We start from the raw sequence: 16,876 nt of genomic DNA, 5'->3' as shown, positions 1-16,876 counted from the left end.
TCCTTCCCGGGGCTCGGACTCGGTCGAAGCCGGTTCGTCAGGTCAGTCCGGACCTGCTGCAGGCGGCCTCGAGTCGGGGGACGCAGATCTGCCGGACGGTGTAGAAGCCGTCGTCGACCAAGGTGTCCTTGATGTTGGCGGCGGTCACGGACACGGGGGTGAGCAGGACGGCCGGAACGGTCTTCCCGCCGCTGGTCGTGACCTTGTCCTTGGCGACCTGCTCGAGGGCGCTCCGGCGCGCCGCGGCCACGGCCATGGCGGCGCCGGCGGAGGCCTCGGGGCCGAAGGGCTTGTAGACGGTCATGTACTGATCGCCGGCGACGATGCGCTGCACGGCTCCGAGTTCGGCGTCCTGCCCGGTGACCGGGGGCAGCGGGTCGACCTTGTTCGCCTTGAGGGCGGAGATGCTGCCCCCGGCGAGGCCGTCGTTGGCGGAGTAGACCCCCTGGATATGGGCCACGCCCAGGGCGGCGATGGCGCCGGACATGTTCGTGTTCGCGATCTCCGGCCGCCACTGCGGCGTGTCGTACGCCTTGCCGATCTTCACCCTGCCCGCGAGCACGGACAGTGCGCCCTTCTTGAACGACACCGCATTGGGGTCGCTGGGATCGCCGTTCATCATGACGATCTGGGGCGTGGGGCCGTGGTTGCCCATGGCCTTCAGCAGTGCCCTGCCCTGGAGCCTGCCGACCTCCTCGCCGTCGAAGGAGACGTAGCCCGAGATCGGGCCCTGCGCGAGCCGGTCGTAGGCGATCACAGGGATGTCCGCCCGGGCCGCCTCCTGCACTGACGTGCCGAGCGATCTGGCGTCCACCGCCACGAGCAGGATCGCATCGACGCCCTTGGTGATCATCGAGTCCATCTGCTCCTGCTGGAAGGCCACATCGCCCTTGGCGTTGGCGTACTCGATCGTGCACTGCCGGCACAGCTGCATGATCTTCTTCTCGAGCAAGGGCCTGTCCTGTGTCTCCCAGCGGGCCGTGGTGGCGTCCGGCAGCAGCAGCGCGATCTTCGGTGCGTTCCCCCCGTCGGAGTCGCTTCCGGTGCCCGACCCGCAGGCCGGCGCAGCAACGGCCGTCGAGACCGCGGTCATGACGATGGCCGCGCCCCGTATGCAGGCCTTCATGTGCGAGACCTCCCTCCGTGCGCGGGTCGGGCGGTCACGCCGGCATGGAGATCCACAAGAGCACTGGTCGCTGCCCGCACGCGGCGACACCTGGCCCTCTCACGTGAGCGGCAAGACGACCATGCCGTCAGTGTGGCACCGGCTACGGCGATCTGCGAATGCAGTGGCGCTTTGCTCCGATATGCGATTCTGTTGTGGGGACGCCCGATCTCAGCCGCATCCGCGGCACGGACGGGAGGTAGGTTGCGGACATGCCTGAAGACGGCGGTGCCCGGGCCGGAGTCTCTCAGCTGCGGGCATCCGGAGCCGATGCCGCGGACGCGGGTGGGCTGCTCGCGGTGCCGGAGGCGGCAGCGGACGAGCGCGCTCTGACCTTCGCCGGAGCGGCCATGGCAGCCGTCTATGTGCCCGCCGGCGACAAGGACGAGCTCCGACTGGCGGAGACGGCCCGCTGGGCCGTTTCCGACTACCGGCTGCCCGAGCGCCTGTCCCTGTCGGGGGGCTCACCCGCCGCGCACGCCTTCCGCACCGACCGCCCGCTGTGGCTCAGCCCCGCGGAACTGGCCGCCTACTCCGAGGGCGCGCCCACACCGCCGCACACGGAGGCCTCGCTCGGCGCCGTGCCGCTGGAGGCGGACGGCAGCCGGCTCGGCTGCCTGGTCGTCGTGGGGGGCTCCGCGGACGGCTTCGAGGACGAGCAGCGCCGCTTCCTGGAGCGGTACGCCGATGCCGTCGCGGGTCTTCTGCTGGCCGCTGCCGGCCGGTCGCCGCCGTCGCCGCTGCTGGGTCCCGCCCTGCGGAGCCTGCGCGTCGGCTCGTTCGTGCTGGTGCCCGACACCGGCCTGATCGACGCGGACGGCACCCTGCTCGAACTCCTCGGTATCACGCCGGCCGACTTCGACGGCAAGGCGGACACCCTGCTGGCGCACGCCCTGCCCGAGGACATGCACGCGCTGGTGTCGGTCCTGGAGCCGGCTCCCCAGGCGTTCGGCCGGCGGGAGCTGGAGTTCCGGGTCCGCGGACCGACGGGGGAGATGCGCTGGCTGCGCCTGAGCTGCCGGGTCGTGGCGGGCACCGACGACCGTCCCGAGCAGGTTCTGGGCGTGGTGACGGCGACCTCGGTGCTGCGTCGGGGCCCCGACGACGTCTCCAGGATCCAGTGGCTGACCGCCGCACTCGACGACGCCACCACGGTCCGTGACGTCGGCCGCGTCGTGGTCACCGCGCTGCGGGAGCCGCTCGGCGCCGACCGGGTGGCCCTTGCGGAGCTGCAGGGCGACCGGCTCATGGTCACCGTGCTCGATCCGCCGCAGCCCGCCGCCTGGCCGGAGGGATGGCGTGCCGAGTGGCGTACGGAATGGCCCGACGCGCCGGTCAGTGCCCTGCCCACCCTCCAACTGGCCCTGCGGGACGGGCGGTTGGACCTGTGGCCCGCCGGCACGGCCTTCGAACCGAACCTCGCGGGCATCGGCGACGGAGGCCTGGCCGTCCTGCCGCTGCCCGCCAGGGGTCGGGTCGCCGGCCTCTGCCTGGTCGGCTGGGACCAGCCGCACGAGTTCGCCCCCGACGAACGGTCTTTGCTGACCGCCACCGCGGCGCTGGTCGGACAGGCCCTCAAACGGGCGCACGAGCACGACGCCGAGCAGGAACTCGCCACGATGCTGCAGCGCAGCCTGCTGCCCCGGCGTCTCCCGAACCTGCCCGGCGGGACGGCCGTGGCCCGGTATCTGCCCGCCAGGCGTGGCCTGCAGGTGGGCGGCGACTGGTATGACGTCATCGCCCTGTCCGAGGACCGGGTGGCCCTGGTCATCGGCGACGTGCAGGGGCACAGCGCGGGAGCCGCGACCATCATGGGCCAGATGCGTACGGCCGTCAGGGCCTACGCGGTGGAGGGCCACCCACCCGACGTGGTCGTCTCCCACGCCAACCGCCTGCTCGTCGGCATGGAGACCGACCTCTTCGCCACCTGCTGCTACGCCGAACTGGATCTGGAGCAGGGCAACACCCTCTTCGTGCGGGCCGGGCACCTCGCCCCCCTGGTGCGCCACCCCGACGGCAGCACCGAGGAGATCGAGGTCGAGGGCGGACTCCCGCTGGGCATCCTCGACGAGGCGGAATTCCCCATGACGGCGGTGGAGCTGTCTCCCGGCACGGTCCTCGCCCTGGTCACCGACGGCCTGGTCGAGGCCGCCGGCCTGCCCCTCGACGAGGGCATGCGCCAGACACGCACGGCGCTCGCCGCGGCCGACCCGGCGGATCTGGGGCGCATGGCCGACCAACTGCTCGGCGACGTCGGCCGCCGCGAGGACGACGTCGCGGTGCTGCTGCTGCGCTACGACGGCATGGGGACCCGGCCGATCAGGGCCGGCTGGGTGGTGTGGCGGCTGCCCGACGCCGTCATGCACGCCCGCCGCTTCACCGCCCGCACGCTGCGCAGCTGGCAGGCCGACGACGTGGCCGACGCGGTCCTGCTGGTCGTGTCCGAACTCGTCACCAACGCCCTGGTCCACACACAGGGCCCGGTCCGCCTCGACCTCATGCTCCGGGGCGACCGGGTACGGGTCTGTGTGGGCGACTCCTCGCCCCGCGCCCCCGCCAAGCCGGTGATCGTGGACTGGGAGTCGACCGGCGGCCGGGGCCTGCTCCTGGTCGAGGCGATGTCGGAGTCGTTCGGCTCGATGCCGGTGGCCGGCGGCAAACAGGTGTGGAGCGAGATCGTCCTGCCGGGACGAGCACCGGCGTCCACCGCCTCGGGCCCGGGGACGGAACGAGGGAGCCGACGGTGAGAACCCGCCTGTGGCACGTGGTCGCCGCCCTCGTGGTGGGACTCATGACGATGCCCCAGACCGCCTGCGGAGGCGACAAGGGGGCGGGATCGGACAGCTTCACCATCGGCCTGCTGCTCCCGAGCCGATCGGTCCCCCGCTGGGAGCACTCCGACAGGCCGCTGATCGAGAAGCGGCTGAAGGAGCTGTGTCCGCACTGCAGCATGGAGTACGCCAACGCCGAGGACGACGCGGACCGACAGCGGCAACAGCTGACCTCCATGATCACCAAGGGGGTCCGGGTCCTGATCCTCGACGCCGCCGACGCGAGGGCGCTCCGTTCCTCCATCCTCGAAGCCCACCGGGCGCACGTACCGGTCGTCGCCTACGACCGGCTCGCGGAAGGTCCGGTCTCCGGCTACGTCAGCTTCGACGGAGGGAAGGTCGGCAAGCTCCAGGGCGAGGCGCTCCTGAAGGCGATGGACGGGCGGGCCAAGAGCAGGCAGGTCGTCATGCTGAACGGCGATCCGACCAGCCCCAACGCGGCCTGGTTCAGAAAGGGCGCCCTGTCCGTCCTGGCGGGCAAGGTCAGGATCGGCAGGTCGTACGCCATCCAGGGCTGGAGCACGGACGACGCCCACGCCCAGATGTCCGCCGCGGTCGCGGCCCTGGGTCCGGACCGGATCGGCGGGGTCCTGGCGGCCAACGACGCGATAGCCGCGGGTGCCATCTCCGCCCTCAAGCGCGCCGGCGTCAGGCCACTTCCCCCGGTCACCGGTCAGGACGCGGACCTCGACGCCGTACGGCGGATCGTCGTGGGCGAGCAGTACATGACGGTCTACAAACCGTTCCGCGCGGAGGCGGATGCGGCCGCCGTCATGGCCGTGGCGCTGGGACGTGGCGACGATCCCCACAACGTCGCCCCCACGACGACCGACAGCCCCACCACCAGCCGTATCCCGGCCGTGCTGCTCACACCAAGGCCTGTGACGGCCCGCACCATCGAGCAGACGCTCGTCAAGGACGGCGTGTACACCATCGACGAGATCTGTACCCGCGCGCTCCGGTCCGACTGCCGGAAGGCCGGACTCGCGGGGTAGGCACCGTCAACGCGCGGTCCTCGTCACGGAGTCCACTTGATGTTCGGGTTCACGTGGCCGGTCCAGTTGAAGGTGGCCATGTTGTCCCAGCCGTCTCCGCTGTTGTTGATGTCGGCGGGATCCCATCCGTTGCCGGGGACCGCGTACCAGGTCGGCTCCCAGTGGAAGACGCCGATGCCGCCCGCGCCGGGAGGACGGCGGCTCGCCGGCCCGTTGGCCGAGAGCCGTGCCCGGGGCGTGCCGGGCACGGCTCAGCGGTGTGCGTGGTCGGGGTTCTAGTGCCGGTGGCCTCCGACGGTGACGATGCCGCTGGTCCTCGTACCGTCCGGGTTGTCGTAGACGACGTCGCCGGTGGTCTTCTTCCAGATCCTGATGCGGTACGTGTCCGGCGTGTCGGTGGCGGTGATGCGGAACCCGTAGCCGCCGTGGCCGTCGACCGTGCCGGAGCCCTGGTAGACGGCCCGGGAGCCGGTGATCACGAGCCAGTCGGAGCCGGTGGAGCGGAAGGTGAGCCGGGCGGCGCCGAAGACGAACACGGCCTCCCCGGTGGGGGTGGCGGCCCCCTTGCGGTAGCGGGCGCCGAAGGTGAACGCCGCCTTGCCGGTCAGGCCCGGCCTGGCCGGGTAGGCGCCGGCCGGTGACGTGATCGTGCCGGCGCCGAACGCCGGACCGGCGTCACGGTCGTAGACGATCACTTCGGGGAGCGTCGTGCTGTCCGTGCCCCCGTCGTCGTCCAGGACGGTGATCACCGGGCGGTGGATGCCCGCGGCGCCGTAGACGTGCTCGGTGCGGCAGGCGTCGCCGGAGCCGGTGAGTCGGCCCGATGTCGGTTTGGTGCCGTCCTTCCAGTCGATCGTGCAGGTGTGGCTGTCGGACGTGCCCGGATCGGTGAAGGCAGCGGTGACAACCACCGGTTTCCCCACGGGAGTCGGGGTCGCCGGGCCTGTCGCCGAGGTGATCGACGGGGCGGCGTTGGAGACCGTGACCGTGGTGGTGTCGGTGCTGCGGCCGCCGGTCAGGGTGAGCTTGAAGGTGCCGTTGTCGGTGCAAGTGACCGTGGTCCGGGCCGAGTCGGGGTCGGTGACCGTGCACGGGGCACCGTCCTCGACCGTCCACTTGGGCGTACCGGCGCCGGAGATCGTGCCGGCGAGCGGGATGGCTTCGCCCTCGGTGCCGTTCGCGTCCGGACCCGCGTGGACGATGGTGACCGGGTCGATGCTCGTGAGCGTCGGGACGACCTTCTCGATCAGGCCGTCGGAGTCGAACTCCATCTTGTCGATGGTGGTTTCACGGTGGGTGCCGTCTCCGCCGGGGATGGCGAAGCGGTGGTAGGCGATGTACCAGTCGTCGGTGCCGGGCACGTGTACGACGCTGTGGTGGCCGGTGCCCTTGATGCCCTGGGAGAGGTCCTTCGAGAGGATCACGCCCCGCTTGGTCCAGGGGCCGGTGGGGGAGGGGCCGGTGGCGTAGGCGACCCGGTAGTTCTCGTCCCGGGTGTCGTTCTCCGACCACATGAAGTAGTAGGTGCCCTTGCGCTTGATGACGAAGGAGCCCTCGTTGTAACCGCTGGGGGTGATGTCCTTGACCTTCGAGGTGTCGATGGAGGTCATGTCGGCGCCCAGTGGCACCACGTACGCGTGGCCGTTGCCGAAGTACAGATACGACTGGCCGTCGTCGTCGGTGAAGACCGCGGGGTCGATCATCTGGCCGCTGAAGGCCCCCGCCTTCAGGAGCGGCTTGCCCAGCGCGTCCTTGAACGGGCCCGTCGGCGAGTCGGAGACCGCGACACCGATGTTCGCGTCCGCGCAGAAGTAGAAGTAGTACTTCCCGTCCTTCTCGGCGATGGTCGGCGCCCAGGCCCTGCTGTCCGCCCAGGAGACGTCCGGGCCCAGGTCGAGGATGACGCCGTGGTCCTTCCAGTGGACCAGATCGGTCGAGGAGTACGCCTTGAACTGCGTACCGCTCCAGCCCTCGAAGCCGTCGGTCGTCGGGTACATGTAGAAGGTGTCGCCGAAGCGGACGATGTTCGGGTCGGCGTTCAGGCCGGGCAGCACCGGGCTCTTCATGACGAGCGCCGACACGGTCCAGGTGCGCTTCTTGCCGTCGGAGCCCGTCACCTCGTACGTCACCGGCTTGCTGAAGTCCTGGACGCTGCCGGAGGCGGGGCTGATCGCCGCGCCGTGGGCCAGGGTGAACTCCGGTGCCAGTGAGGTGAGATCGGTGCCTTCCTTGAGCGGGAGGGTGATCTTGCTGTCGGCGTTGTCGATGATGGCGTCGACCTTCAGATCAGGGTGCGTGGCCTTCGCGATGCCCGCCGTGTTGCCACTGAGCTCCATGACCTCCGCGGCCGACAGGGCCCGGTCGTAGATCCGGAAGTCGTCGACCTCGCCGCCGAAGTACGGGTCGGCCGAGTACAGGGAACGGCCGATGTAGCCGCTGTAGTCCTTGTTCGCGTCGTACAGCTCGGACGGCTTGATGGTGGTGGTGGTGCGGGCCGCCTCGATGCCGTCGACGTAGAGGACTATCGTGCCGGTCGAGCCGTCGAGGGTGACGGTGACGTGCCGCCACTCACCGGGCGTGAGCTGCGAGCCGGCGGTCAGCTTCGACTCCGCCGACCAACTGGCCTTCGTGATCGCCGAGTAGAGGCTGGAGCCGCCGTTGGAGGGGGTGGCGAAGAGGTACTTGTTGCTGTCGGGACCCAGCCCGAACAGCCACTGGAAGCTGCTGCCGCCCTTCCACTTGGCATACGTCGACACGGTCACACTGTCGGCGTTCTTCAGCACCCCGTTCGGGATCTTCACATACGGCGAACTCGACGCGTCCCCCGACATCTTGAACGAGCCGCCCTTCACACCCGTGCCGAAGTCGGGCGTGTGGACGTAGGTGCCGTGGTAGCCGTGGCCGCTGGAGTCGCGGGCGATGTTGCCGCCCGTCTCGTCGAAGTCGTAGCGCAGGAGCAGGTCGGCCGGGACGTCGGCGCCCTCATCGGACACCGTCACCTCGGCCTGGACGGGGACGGCGGAGCCGTCCGGCAGGCTGCCGGTCACGGTGAACGTGCCGGCCTGCGCGTAGGCCGAGGCCGGGACGTCGTCCCAGGTGACGGCGACCGGCCGGTCGACGCCGTCGGCGTACTTGGCGATCACGGTGGCCGGCAGGACCGGTGCCTGACCGGTCTTCGTCTTCACCTTCACGCCCTCGACGCTCTCCACCAGCTGGTCGGGCTGGTAGGCGCGCAGCAGACGGTCGTACTCGGCCTGGGTGACGGGCAGAACCGTGCCGTGGCGGGGCTTGGCCGGCAGGTCGTAGCCGGTGGACGGGGTCCAGTTGCCGGAAGCCAGGTCCGTCGTCTCGAACGGGATGTACCCGCGGCCGCCGAACTCGTCGAGGAAGGCGTACCACTTGTCCTCGGTGTTGGACTTGAACACCAGCGGGCCCTCGGCCGCGCTCATCGCGCCCTTGCCGATGCCCTCGGCGACCGGGTCCCAGGAGCCCAGGATCGAGTCGCTCTTCTCCTCGAAGATGAACTTGCTGTTGGGGGTGGAGGAGGTGTTGTTCCGCTCGTCCTTGGACAGGCGGTAGTACGTCCCGTCGTGCTGGATCATCGTGGAGTCGATGACCGAGTAGCCGCGGTCGATCCACACCTTGGGCTCGCTGAAGGTGTAGAAGTCGCGGGTGGTGGCGTACATCATGCGGTTGTACGTGTCGCCGCTGTGCTCGGCGTTGTCGTACAGCTTCGACGCCCAGAAGACCACGTACTCGCCGCGCTTCGCGTCGTAGAACGCCTCCGGCGCCCAGGTGTTGCCCGCGCTGTCGGGGGAGATCTTCACCAGCCGCTGGTTCGTCCAGTGCACCAGGTCGGTGGACTCCCAGATCATGATCGACTTGCTGCCGGTGCGCTGGGCGGCGTCCCAGTCGCCGTTGCCGTAGATCCTGAGGTCGGTGGCGATCTGGTAGAACTTGTCGCCCTCGGGGGAGCGGATGATGAACGGGTCGCGCAGGCCCTTCTCGCCGAGTGTGGAGGTGAGGACGGGCTTGCTGTCGTTCAACTCCCGCCAGTGCAGCGGGTCGTTGCCCTTGCTGAGGGCGTTGTAGATCTGTTCGCCGTCCGCCGTGCCCTCGCCGGTGAAGTAGCTGAACATGTAGCCCTTGAGGGCCGCCTTGGCGGGCAGTTCGGGCACGTGCGCGGTGACGGTGCGGGTGGCGGTCGCCGCGCCCTTGGTGACTGTGGCGGTCAGCTCGACGGTCGTGGCGCCGTCGCCGTGCGCGGGGCGGTGGACCACTCCGTCGGCGGAGACGACGTCCGGGTCCGCGGAGGACCAGGCGACCTTCGTGTCGTAGGAACCGCTCGCCGGGAGGGTGAGGTTGCCGCGTGCGTCGTCGAGGTTGTGGACGGTCAGCGCGTCGGCGGCCTGCCGGGTGGCGGTGGCGTCGTCGAAGTCGGGCAGGACCGTCACCTCGAAGGTCCGGGTGCCGGTGACCGTGCCCTTCTTCACGGTTGCCGTCAGCGTGGCGTGGCCGTCGGGCGAACCGGCGGCGGGGCGGGTGACCTTGCCGGAGTCCGCGACGACTGCGGTGTTGTCGCTGGCCCAGCTGATCGTGGAGCCGCCCGCCGTCCCGGTCTTCGGCAGGTCCAGGTCGGCGGTGACGGCGCTGGTGTCACCGAGGCTCAGGGCCGCCTTGTCGTCCGCGACGCCCTGTGTGTCGACGGGGAGGGCGAGTTGCTCGACCTCCGAGCCGGCCAGTGCACGGTCGTAGACGCGGAAGTCGCGGATCCGGCCCTTGAAGAGCTTGTCGCCGGAGTACACCGACTTGCCTATGTAGTTGGCGGTGGTCGTGCCGGAGCCGATCGCGCCGGGGGTGATGGTCACCGACGTGTTGCGGCCCACCTCGACGCCGTCCTCGTAGAGCACGCCCGTGGTGCCGGTCTGGGTGTAGGCGAGGTGCTTCCAGACCGCGCGGGTGAGGTTGTGGGAGTCGGACGGCTTCGTGGTCTGTTCCGTCGACCAGTTGCCGGTCGCCACCGAGGTGCGCAGGGAGTTGCCGGTCGTGAACAGGTAGCCGTTGCCGTTGCCGCCGCTGGAGTTGCCGAAGCCGTAGAGGAAGTACGGCGTGGACTGCGCGGAGTCGAGGAGCACGTCCAGGGAGACGGTGATCGAGTCCATGCCCTTCATGACGTCGTCCGGCACCTTGATGGAGGTGTCGGATCCGTTGAAGGCGAGCCCCTGACCGGACGCCGACCAGTCGGCGGTGCCGTTGACCGTGCCGTCGCGGCCGTTGCCGGAGGCGTCGCTCACGGTGGTCCCGGATCCGGCGTCGAGTTTGTACCACAGGGCCAGACCGTCGGTGAGGCCCGAGGCTTCGGCCGTCTGTGCCGCCTGTGAGGGGAGGGCGGGACCGGCGAGGGTCAGGAGCATCGCGGCGGCGGTCAGTCCGGCGAGATGGCCCGCCAGGCGTCTCGCGCGGCCGCGAAGTCGTGCGCTGTGCGTCATGTCGGGATTCCCTGCTGAGACATGGCTGATGACGGAGAGAAAGGCGGGATGCGGGCAAGCGGGAGCGGGCCGACAGCGCACTTGCTGCGAACCTGGTGTTACGTGGAGGTGACGTCGTGTTGCGAGAGTGTCAGTCGGCGTCCCGTGTAGCGTCAAGAGGTTTCGAACGATGTGCGACAGGTCGAACGAAGGAGGCGGGCGGCGCCGTATGAACGCGGCGGGGGGCACCGTATGAAACCGCCACGCCACCCCTGGCTGTTCACCGCGATCGCCACGGTGATCACGGCGGCCTTCCTGCTGCCGGTGTACTGGATGGCGAAGACCGGCCTCACCCGGCCGGACCGCATCGAGGCCCCGACCCCGCAGTGGGTGCCCGCTCCCGTCACCGGCGAGAACTACTCGACGGCCTTGGACCATTCGGGGTTGACCGGGCTCTGCTCAACAGCCTGGTCATCTCCTGCGGGGTGGTGGCGCCGACCTTGCTGCTGGGCGTTCCGCTCGCCTACGCGCTCGCCCGGATCCGGATGCGCGGTTCGGGGGCCACGGTGCTCGCGCTCCTGGTCGCCCAACTCCCGCCCGCCATTGTGCTGGCGGCACCCCTGTTCATCCTGGAACGCCGGGCCGGTCTCGCCGACACCTACCCGGGCCTGATCCTCGCCGACACGACGCTCACACTCCCCTTCACGGTGATCGTGCTGCGTCCCGTACTGCGCAGCGTGCCGCCCGAGTTGGAGGAGGCCGCCCAGATCGACGGCTGCGGACTGCCGGGCGTGCTGCTGCGCGTCGTCCTTCCGCTCATGGTGCCCGGAGTGGTCGCGGCGGCGGGGCCGTCCTTCCTGATCGCCTGGGGCGAGTTCCTGTTCGGCCTCACGCTCACTCAGGGACCCGACGTCCAGCCCGTCACCGTCCTGCTGAACTCCTTCGTCGGGCAGCACGGAACGTCCTGGGGTGCCCTGATGGCCACTGCCACGCTCGTCAGCATCCCGGTCGTCTGCGATTTTGCCCTCTTCCAGCGCTTCATCGTCGGCGGACTGACCGCGGGCAGCGTGCGGGTCTGACGTCAGTGCCCGTTCCGGGCCGCTCGTACCAGGGCGTCGAAGAGGCCCTGCTGCGCGGCGTCCTCGTGGGCGGTGTCCTCCGGGTGCCACTGAACGGCCGTGAACCAACCCTGGGTACCGGTGAGTTCGAGTCCCTCCACTGTGCCGTCCGCGGCGCGCGCGGTGACCGTGAGCCCCGTGCCGGGGCGGTCCACCCGCTGGTGGTGGTAGCAGGACGCCTCCACCTTCTGCACGCTCGTGGCCCGCTCCAACAGGGTGCCGGCCTGGACGGCCACCGGGTGCACGACGTGCCGGTGCTCGCGTTCCGGGCCGCCCATGTCCTGGTGCAGGGTGCCGCCGAGGGCGACGTTGACGACCTGGAGGCCACGGCAGACCGCCAGCAGGGGCAGGCCCAAGTCCAGGGTCGTACGGGCGAGTTCGAGGTCGAAGGCGTCCTGCAGGTCGTCGACGTCGTACACGGCGTCGTGGATGTCGGTGGCGCCGTAGCGGTGCGGGGCCAGATCGCCGCCTCCGGGGAGCAGGACGCCGTCGAAGCGGGCGAGACGGGAGGCGACCTCGGAGTGCGCGGGATGGATGCTGACCGGTTCGCCGCCCGCGCGCCACACCGCCTCGACGAGCGCGCGGGCGTTGACCTCGGCGGCGTACCGCAGGGCTGAGGTGGTGGCGGAGAAGCGCGCGGGAATCGCTATCAAGGGGCGCGTCACAGCTGGATCCAGGTCGTCTTGAGCTCGGTGTACTTCTCGATGGCGTGCACGGACTTGTCACGCCCGTTGCCCGACTGCTTCATGCCGCCGAACGGCACGGTCAGGTCGCCCTCCTCATAGCAGTTGACCCAGACCGTGCCGGCCTTCAGCGCCCGGGAGACCTTGTGGGCGGTGGACAGGTCGGAGGTCCACAGGCCGGCCGCCAGGCCGTACTCGGTGGCGTTGGCGAGTCGTACCGCCTCGTCCAGGTCGTCGAAGGTGAGGACGGACAGGACCGGGCCGAAGATCTCCTCGCGGGCCAGCCGCATGCCGGGGGTCACCTGCTCGAAGACGGTCGGTTCCAGGAAGCAGCCGCCGGTGTCGGTGAGGGTGCGGGAGCCGCCCGTGCGCAGCCGCGCGCCTTCCTGGCGGCCGGTGGCGATGTGGTCGAGGACGCGGTCCAGATGGCTTTCGCCGACCAGCGCGCCCATCTCGGTCGCCGGGTCCAGGGGGTCGCCGACCCGCAGTGCACGGGCCCGGGCCACGATTGCCTCGGTGACGCGTTCGGCGACGGAGGAGTGCACCAGCAGCCGGGAGGGTGCGGTGCACATCTCGCCCTGGTTGAAGAAGATGCCCCAGGCGGCGGTGGCGGCGGCCTTCTCCAGGTCAGGGGCGTCGGGAAGGATGATGTTCGGTGACTTGCCGCCCAGTTCCAGCCAGATGCGCTTGAGGTTGGAGTCGGCCGCGTAGTGCAGGAAGTGGCGGCCCACCGCCGTGGATCCGGTGAACGCCAGGACGTCCACGTCGGGGTGCAGGCCGAGCGCCCGGCCGGCCACCGGTCCGTCGCCGGTCACGACGTTGAGCACGCCCGGCGGCAGCCCGGCCTCGGTGCCGAGCCGCCCCAGCAGCAGGGCCGACAGGGGTGAGTTCTCGGACGGCTTCAGTACGACCGTGCAGCCCGCGGCCAGCGCCGGGGCCACCTTCCAACTCGCCAGTGTCAGGGGGAAGTTCCACGGTACGACGGCGCCCACGACACCCGCCGGCTCACGGGTGATCAGGGCGAGGGCGTCCGGGGCGGTGTGCGGGGACTCGTCGGTGAGTTTGTCCGCCAGCTGCCCGTACCAGCGGAAGGTGTTGATGGCGGCACGCAGTTCGATGTCGTGCGCGTCCGTGATCGGCTTGCCCATCTCCAGGCTGATGGTCAGCGCGAGCTTCTTCCGCTGTTCTTCGAGGAGTTCGGCGATGCGCAGCAGGATCCGGCCGCGGTCTGCGGGCGCGAGGCGTGGCCAGGGGCCGGAGTCGAAGGCCCGGCGTGCGGCGGCCACGGCCAGGTCGACCTCGGCGGGCCGGGCGTCGGCGATCTCGGCGAGGACCTGTCCGTCGCGGGGCGAGACGACGGCGAATGCGGGGCCGGCGCCCGGTTCGTCCATCCCGTCGATGTGGTGCCGGGTGGGCAGCTCCAGATCCTTGGCGCGACGCAGCAGGTCGTCGTGGGCGAGGGCCGGCATCAGCTGTCCGCTCCCTGGTCCTGGGGGTTTCCGGATGGTTCGGATCGCTGCCGGTGCCGGGTCAGGCGCGCTGCGACCAGTCCCAGGACCAGCACCGCCGGGACGGTGAGCTGGAGCCAGACGGCGGTGGCCTGGTCGCCGCCGATGAGCGTGGTGAAGTTCTCGATGATCAGCCAGATACCGCCGGCGATGCCGAGTGCGCCCAGAACCGGTGCGACCAGCGTGTTCCAGGGCCGGGTGTCGGCCCGTGAGCGGCGGAAGAAGACGACCACGGAGACGGAGGTCAGGAAGTACAGGAGCATGATCCCCAGGACGGCGACGCCGCTGAACCAGGAGAAGAGCGTCAGCACCGGGTCCTTGCCCAGCACTGCGAACGGCATGACCAGGGCCACCGCGATCACCGTCTGTACGATCCCGGCCGCCCAGGGGGAGTGGCGCCGGTTCAGCGAGGTCAGCCGGTGTGGCAGCAGCCCTTCACGGCCCAGGGAGAACAGGTAGCGGTTGGCGGAGTTGTGGAACGCCAGGATGCCGGCGAACAGCGAGGTGGCCAGCAGGACGGGCAGTACATTGCCGGTCCAGCCGCCGAACCGGTCGGAGATGGGTGCGAAGACGAAGGACGTGGCGTCGCCCGATGCCAGCGCCTTGCCGGCCTGCGCGGTCGCCTTGGACGCGCCGTGCGCGGAGATCAGCATCCACGAGGTGAAGGCGAAGAAACCGGTGATCACCGCGACCGCCAGGTAGGTGGCGCGCGGGACCGTCTTCCGGGGCTCCCGGGCCTCCTCGCCGTAGATGGCGGTGGCTTCGAAGCCGATCATCGACGCCACGGCGAACATCAGCGCCACGCCGGGGGCTCCCTGGAGCGCGGCGTGGGGGGAGAAGCTGTCGCCGAAGCCGAGCCCCTCGGGGCCGCCGCCCTTGAAGAAGGTCACGAGGGCGAAGACGGTCAGGATGCTGAACTCCGCCAGGACGAACACGGCCAGGACCTTGGCGCCCATCTCGATCCCGGCGGCACCGAGGACCTGGACGACCGCCATGGTGACCAGCGTGCAGACCCACCAGGCGACGTGTACGTCCGCGTAGTGCTCGACGAGTCCGCTCACCGTCGCGCCGTAGAGCCCGTACATGGCGGCCTGGACGGCGCAGTAGGCGAGGAGGGCGACCCCGGCGCTGCCGGAACCGGTCGAGCGGCCGAGGCCCTTGCCGATGTACATGTAGAAGGCGCCGGCGTCCACGACGTGGCGGCCCATGGCGACGAAGCCGATGGAGAACAGCAGGACCACGAGCCCGGCCGCGAGATACGCGGCGGGGGTGCCGGCGCCGTTGCCGATGGCGACGGCGATGGGGACGGCTCCGGCGATGCCGGTCAGCGGTGCCTGGGCGGAAAGGACGAAGAAGAGGATGCCCAGGACACCGAGGGAATCGGGCTTGAGCCTGCCGGTCATGGATGAATCCTGCGCGCTGTGCGGGGAGACCGCCGTCTGACTGTCCACTCGGATCACCTGTCGGGGACGAAGAGGGAAGGTAGTTCGTTTAGGGCCAAACGAGTTGCTTCATGGTGGGCTGGAACTATCCGTTTGGCAAGGGGGTCGGCGGAGTTTTCTCCGCAACCGGAAAAGGCCCCGGGAAACGCCCCGGGGCCTTGAAAAACTGCAGCTCAGGAGTCGGCGTCGAGGAGCCTCAGCAGGGCGCGCAGCTGCTCCAGGGCGGCGTCCGTGACCTCCGGCTCGCCGAAGACGAGCTGGTGCAGCACCAGGCCGTCGAGCGCGGCGAAGACCAACCGGGTCATCGCCTGGTCCGCGCCGGCCGGCAGCATACGGTTCAGCTCGCGCCGGGTGGCATCGAAGTACTCGTCGTACAGCGCGCGGAGCTGCGGCAGCAGCTCCGGCCTGCGGCGCGCCTCGAGCAGCAGCTCGTACTGGAACGCCTGGGTGCCCGGATCCGCCGTGACCATGTCGGAGAGCCCGGTCGAGAAGTCCGCGACCTTGCCGGTGCCCGGTTCGAGGGCGCTGGTGCTCAGCGAGGTGCGGATCGTGTGGGCGAGGGCCTCCTCGATCAGCGCGTCGCGCGAACCGAAGTGGTGCACCACGAGTCCGTGGGTGACCCCGGCCTCCTCCGCGACGGCCCGGTAGGTGAGCTTGCGCAGACCGCCCCTCGCCACCACGCGTACGGCCGCGTTCAGCAGGGCCTCGCGCCCCTCGCCGTACTGCAGGCGCTTGCGTGGCTGTCGGCCCTTCGGGGCGTCTGCGGACTCGGTCATGCCGGTGACCCTACCCGCACCGGCTGAGCAGCCCTTTCGGGAGTCAGCGCCGGGGCGGCCGGATGCCGCGGAACTCCCAGTCGCCGCCGAGCGCGGTGGACAGCACCTCCTCGGACTCGGTGGGCTGGGCGCCGACGTCGGAGCGGATCGGGGTCGGCCCGGTGACGATGTGGTTGGTGAGGCGGCCCAGGCCCTCGACCTCGACCTCGACGACGTCGCCCGGCTGTACGGGGCGGGAGTTGGCCGGGGTGCCGGACAGCAGTACATCCCCCGGATACAGGGTGATGGTGCGGGCGATGTCGGCGACGAGATAGTGCATGTCCCACTTCATCTCGTCGGTCGAACCGTCCTGTACGACCTCGCCGTTGACGTACGTCCGCAGACTCTTGCCGTGGAAGTCCCAGTCGGTGACCAGTCCGGGGCCCAGCGGGCAGAGGGTGTCGGAGCCCTTGACGCGGAGCATGGAGCCCGCGTCGGTGTCGCGGAAGTCGTGCAGGCCGTAGTCGTTGGCGACGGTATAGCCCGCGATGTACTCGCCGGCCACCGCCGGGGAGATGTTCCGCGCGGTCTTCCCGATGACGATGGCGACCTCGCCCTCGTAGTTGAGCCACTTGCAGCCCTCGGGCCGGACGATCGCGCCCCGGTGGGAGTTGAGGGCCGAGGTCGGCTTGTGGAAGTAGGTGGGCGTGTCCGGGAGGTCGATCTGGAACTCGTCGACGCGGCTGCGGTGGTTGAGGTGGACGGCGATCACCTTCGACGGCACGACCGGCGGCAGGTGCTGCGCCTCCTCGGTCTTGACGCGGCGGCCGTCCCCGGCGACGAGTTCGTCCCCGTCGACGGTGACCTGGACGGCGGCGCCGTCGAGGAGGATGCGGCGGTATTCGGGCATG

11 protein-coding genes are annotated in these 16,876 nt (G+C 70.2%); 3 read left to right on the top strand and 8 right to left on the bottom strand.

The genetic code is table 11. From position 1 onward, the window contains the following. Nucleotides 1–37 precede the first annotated feature (37 nt). Nucleotides 38–1,126 carry a sugar ABC transporter substrate-binding protein gene (locus tag EDD92_RS05620; RefSeq protein ID WP_123963277.1) on the bottom strand — a complete coding sequence of 363 codons (1,089 nt, stop codon included), beginning with the start codon at nt 1,124–1,126 and terminating at the stop codon, nt 38–40. A 251-nt stretch (nt 1,127–1,377) separates the two neighbouring features. Here EDD92_RS05620 and EDD92_RS05615 point away from each other — a divergent pair, with 251 nt between their 5' ends. Both EDD92_RS05615 and EDD92_RS05610 read left to right on the top strand, forming a co-directional pair. Continuing rightward, the gene (locus EDD92_RS05615) at nt 1,378–3,912 is read left to right on the top strand and encodes a SpoIIE family protein phosphatase (protein ID WP_123963276.1); all 2,535 of its coding nucleotides are present in this window, start codon (nt 1,378–1,380) and stop codon (nt 3,910–3,912) included. Beyond that, complete coding sequence (locus EDD92_RS05610; protein ID WP_123963275.1) at nt 3,909–4,991, top strand: sugar ABC transporter substrate-binding protein; 1,083 nt, start codon at nt 3,909–3,911, stop codon at nt 4,989–4,991. Before EDD92_RS05615 ends, EDD92_RS05610 begins: the two co-directional genes overlap by 4 nt. 23 nt (nt 4,992–5,014) lie before the next feature. Here the strand turns inward: EDD92_RS05610 and EDD92_RS05605 are convergent, their stop codons facing one another. Further along, nucleotides 5,015–5,239, bottom strand: a complete 225-nt coding sequence (locus EDD92_RS05605; protein WP_399181969.1) for a glycosyl hydrolase 53 family protein — start codon at nt 5,237–5,239, stop codon at nt 5,015–5,017. Between the two features lie 27 nt (nt 5,240–5,266). After that, nucleotides 5,267–10,480, bottom strand: a complete 5,214-nt coding sequence (locus EDD92_RS05600; RefSeq protein WP_123963274.1) for a family 43 glycosylhydrolase — start codon at nt 10,478–10,480, stop codon at nt 5,267–5,269. A gap of 467 nt (nt 10,481–10,947) precedes the next feature. On the opposite strand from EDD92_RS05600, the gene EDD92_RS05595 reads away from it, so the two are divergent. Further along, nucleotides 10,948–11,538, top strand: a complete 591-nt coding sequence (locus EDD92_RS05595; protein WP_260326334.1) for a carbohydrate ABC transporter permease — start codon at nt 10,948–10,950, stop codon at nt 11,536–11,538. A 2-nt stretch (nt 11,539–11,540) separates the two neighbouring features. Here the strand turns inward: EDD92_RS05595 and EDD92_RS05590 are convergent, their stop codons facing one another. The 5 genes from EDD92_RS05590 to EDD92_RS05570 form a co-directional block, all read right to left on the bottom strand. Beyond that, the gene (locus tag EDD92_RS05590; RefSeq protein WP_123963273.1) at nt 11,541–12,242 is read right to left on the bottom strand and encodes a gamma-glutamyl-gamma-aminobutyrate hydrolase family protein; all 702 of its coding nucleotides are present in this window, start codon (nt 12,240–12,242) and stop codon (nt 11,541–11,543) included. Beyond that, nucleotides 12,239–13,729, bottom strand: a complete 1,491-nt coding sequence (locus EDD92_RS05585) for an aldehyde dehydrogenase (RefSeq protein ID WP_123963272.1) — start codon at nt 13,727–13,729, stop codon at nt 12,239–12,241. Before EDD92_RS05585 ends, EDD92_RS05590 begins: the two co-directional genes overlap by 4 nt. Next, nucleotides 13,729–15,219 carry an APC family permease gene (locus EDD92_RS05580; protein WP_123963271.1) on the bottom strand — a complete coding sequence of 497 codons (1,491 nt, stop codon included), beginning with the start codon at nt 15,217–15,219 and terminating at the stop codon, nt 13,729–13,731. The genes EDD92_RS05585 and EDD92_RS05580 overlap by 1 nt, the downstream gene beginning before the upstream one ends. Before the next feature lie 164 nt (nt 15,220–15,383). Beyond that, complete coding sequence (locus tag EDD92_RS05575; RefSeq protein ID WP_123963270.1) at nt 15,384–15,986, bottom strand: TetR/AcrR family transcriptional regulator; 603 nt, start codon at nt 15,984–15,986, stop codon at nt 15,384–15,386. A 43-nt stretch (nt 15,987–16,029) separates the two neighbouring features. Further along, entirely contained in the window at nt 16,030–16,875 is an 846-nt protein-coding gene (locus EDD92_RS05570) for a fumarylacetoacetate hydrolase family protein (protein WP_123963269.1), read from the bottom strand. Between the last annotated feature and the right edge of the window lies 1 nt (nt 16,876).

Source organism: Streptomyces sp. TLI_185, assembly GCF_003814765.1.
Classification (GTDB): Bacteria; Actinomycetota; Actinomycetes; order Streptomycetales; family Streptomycetaceae; genus Streptomyces.
The sequence above is the reverse complement of the archived record's forward strand: the minus strand, read 5'-3'. Positions and strand labels throughout refer to the sequence as shown.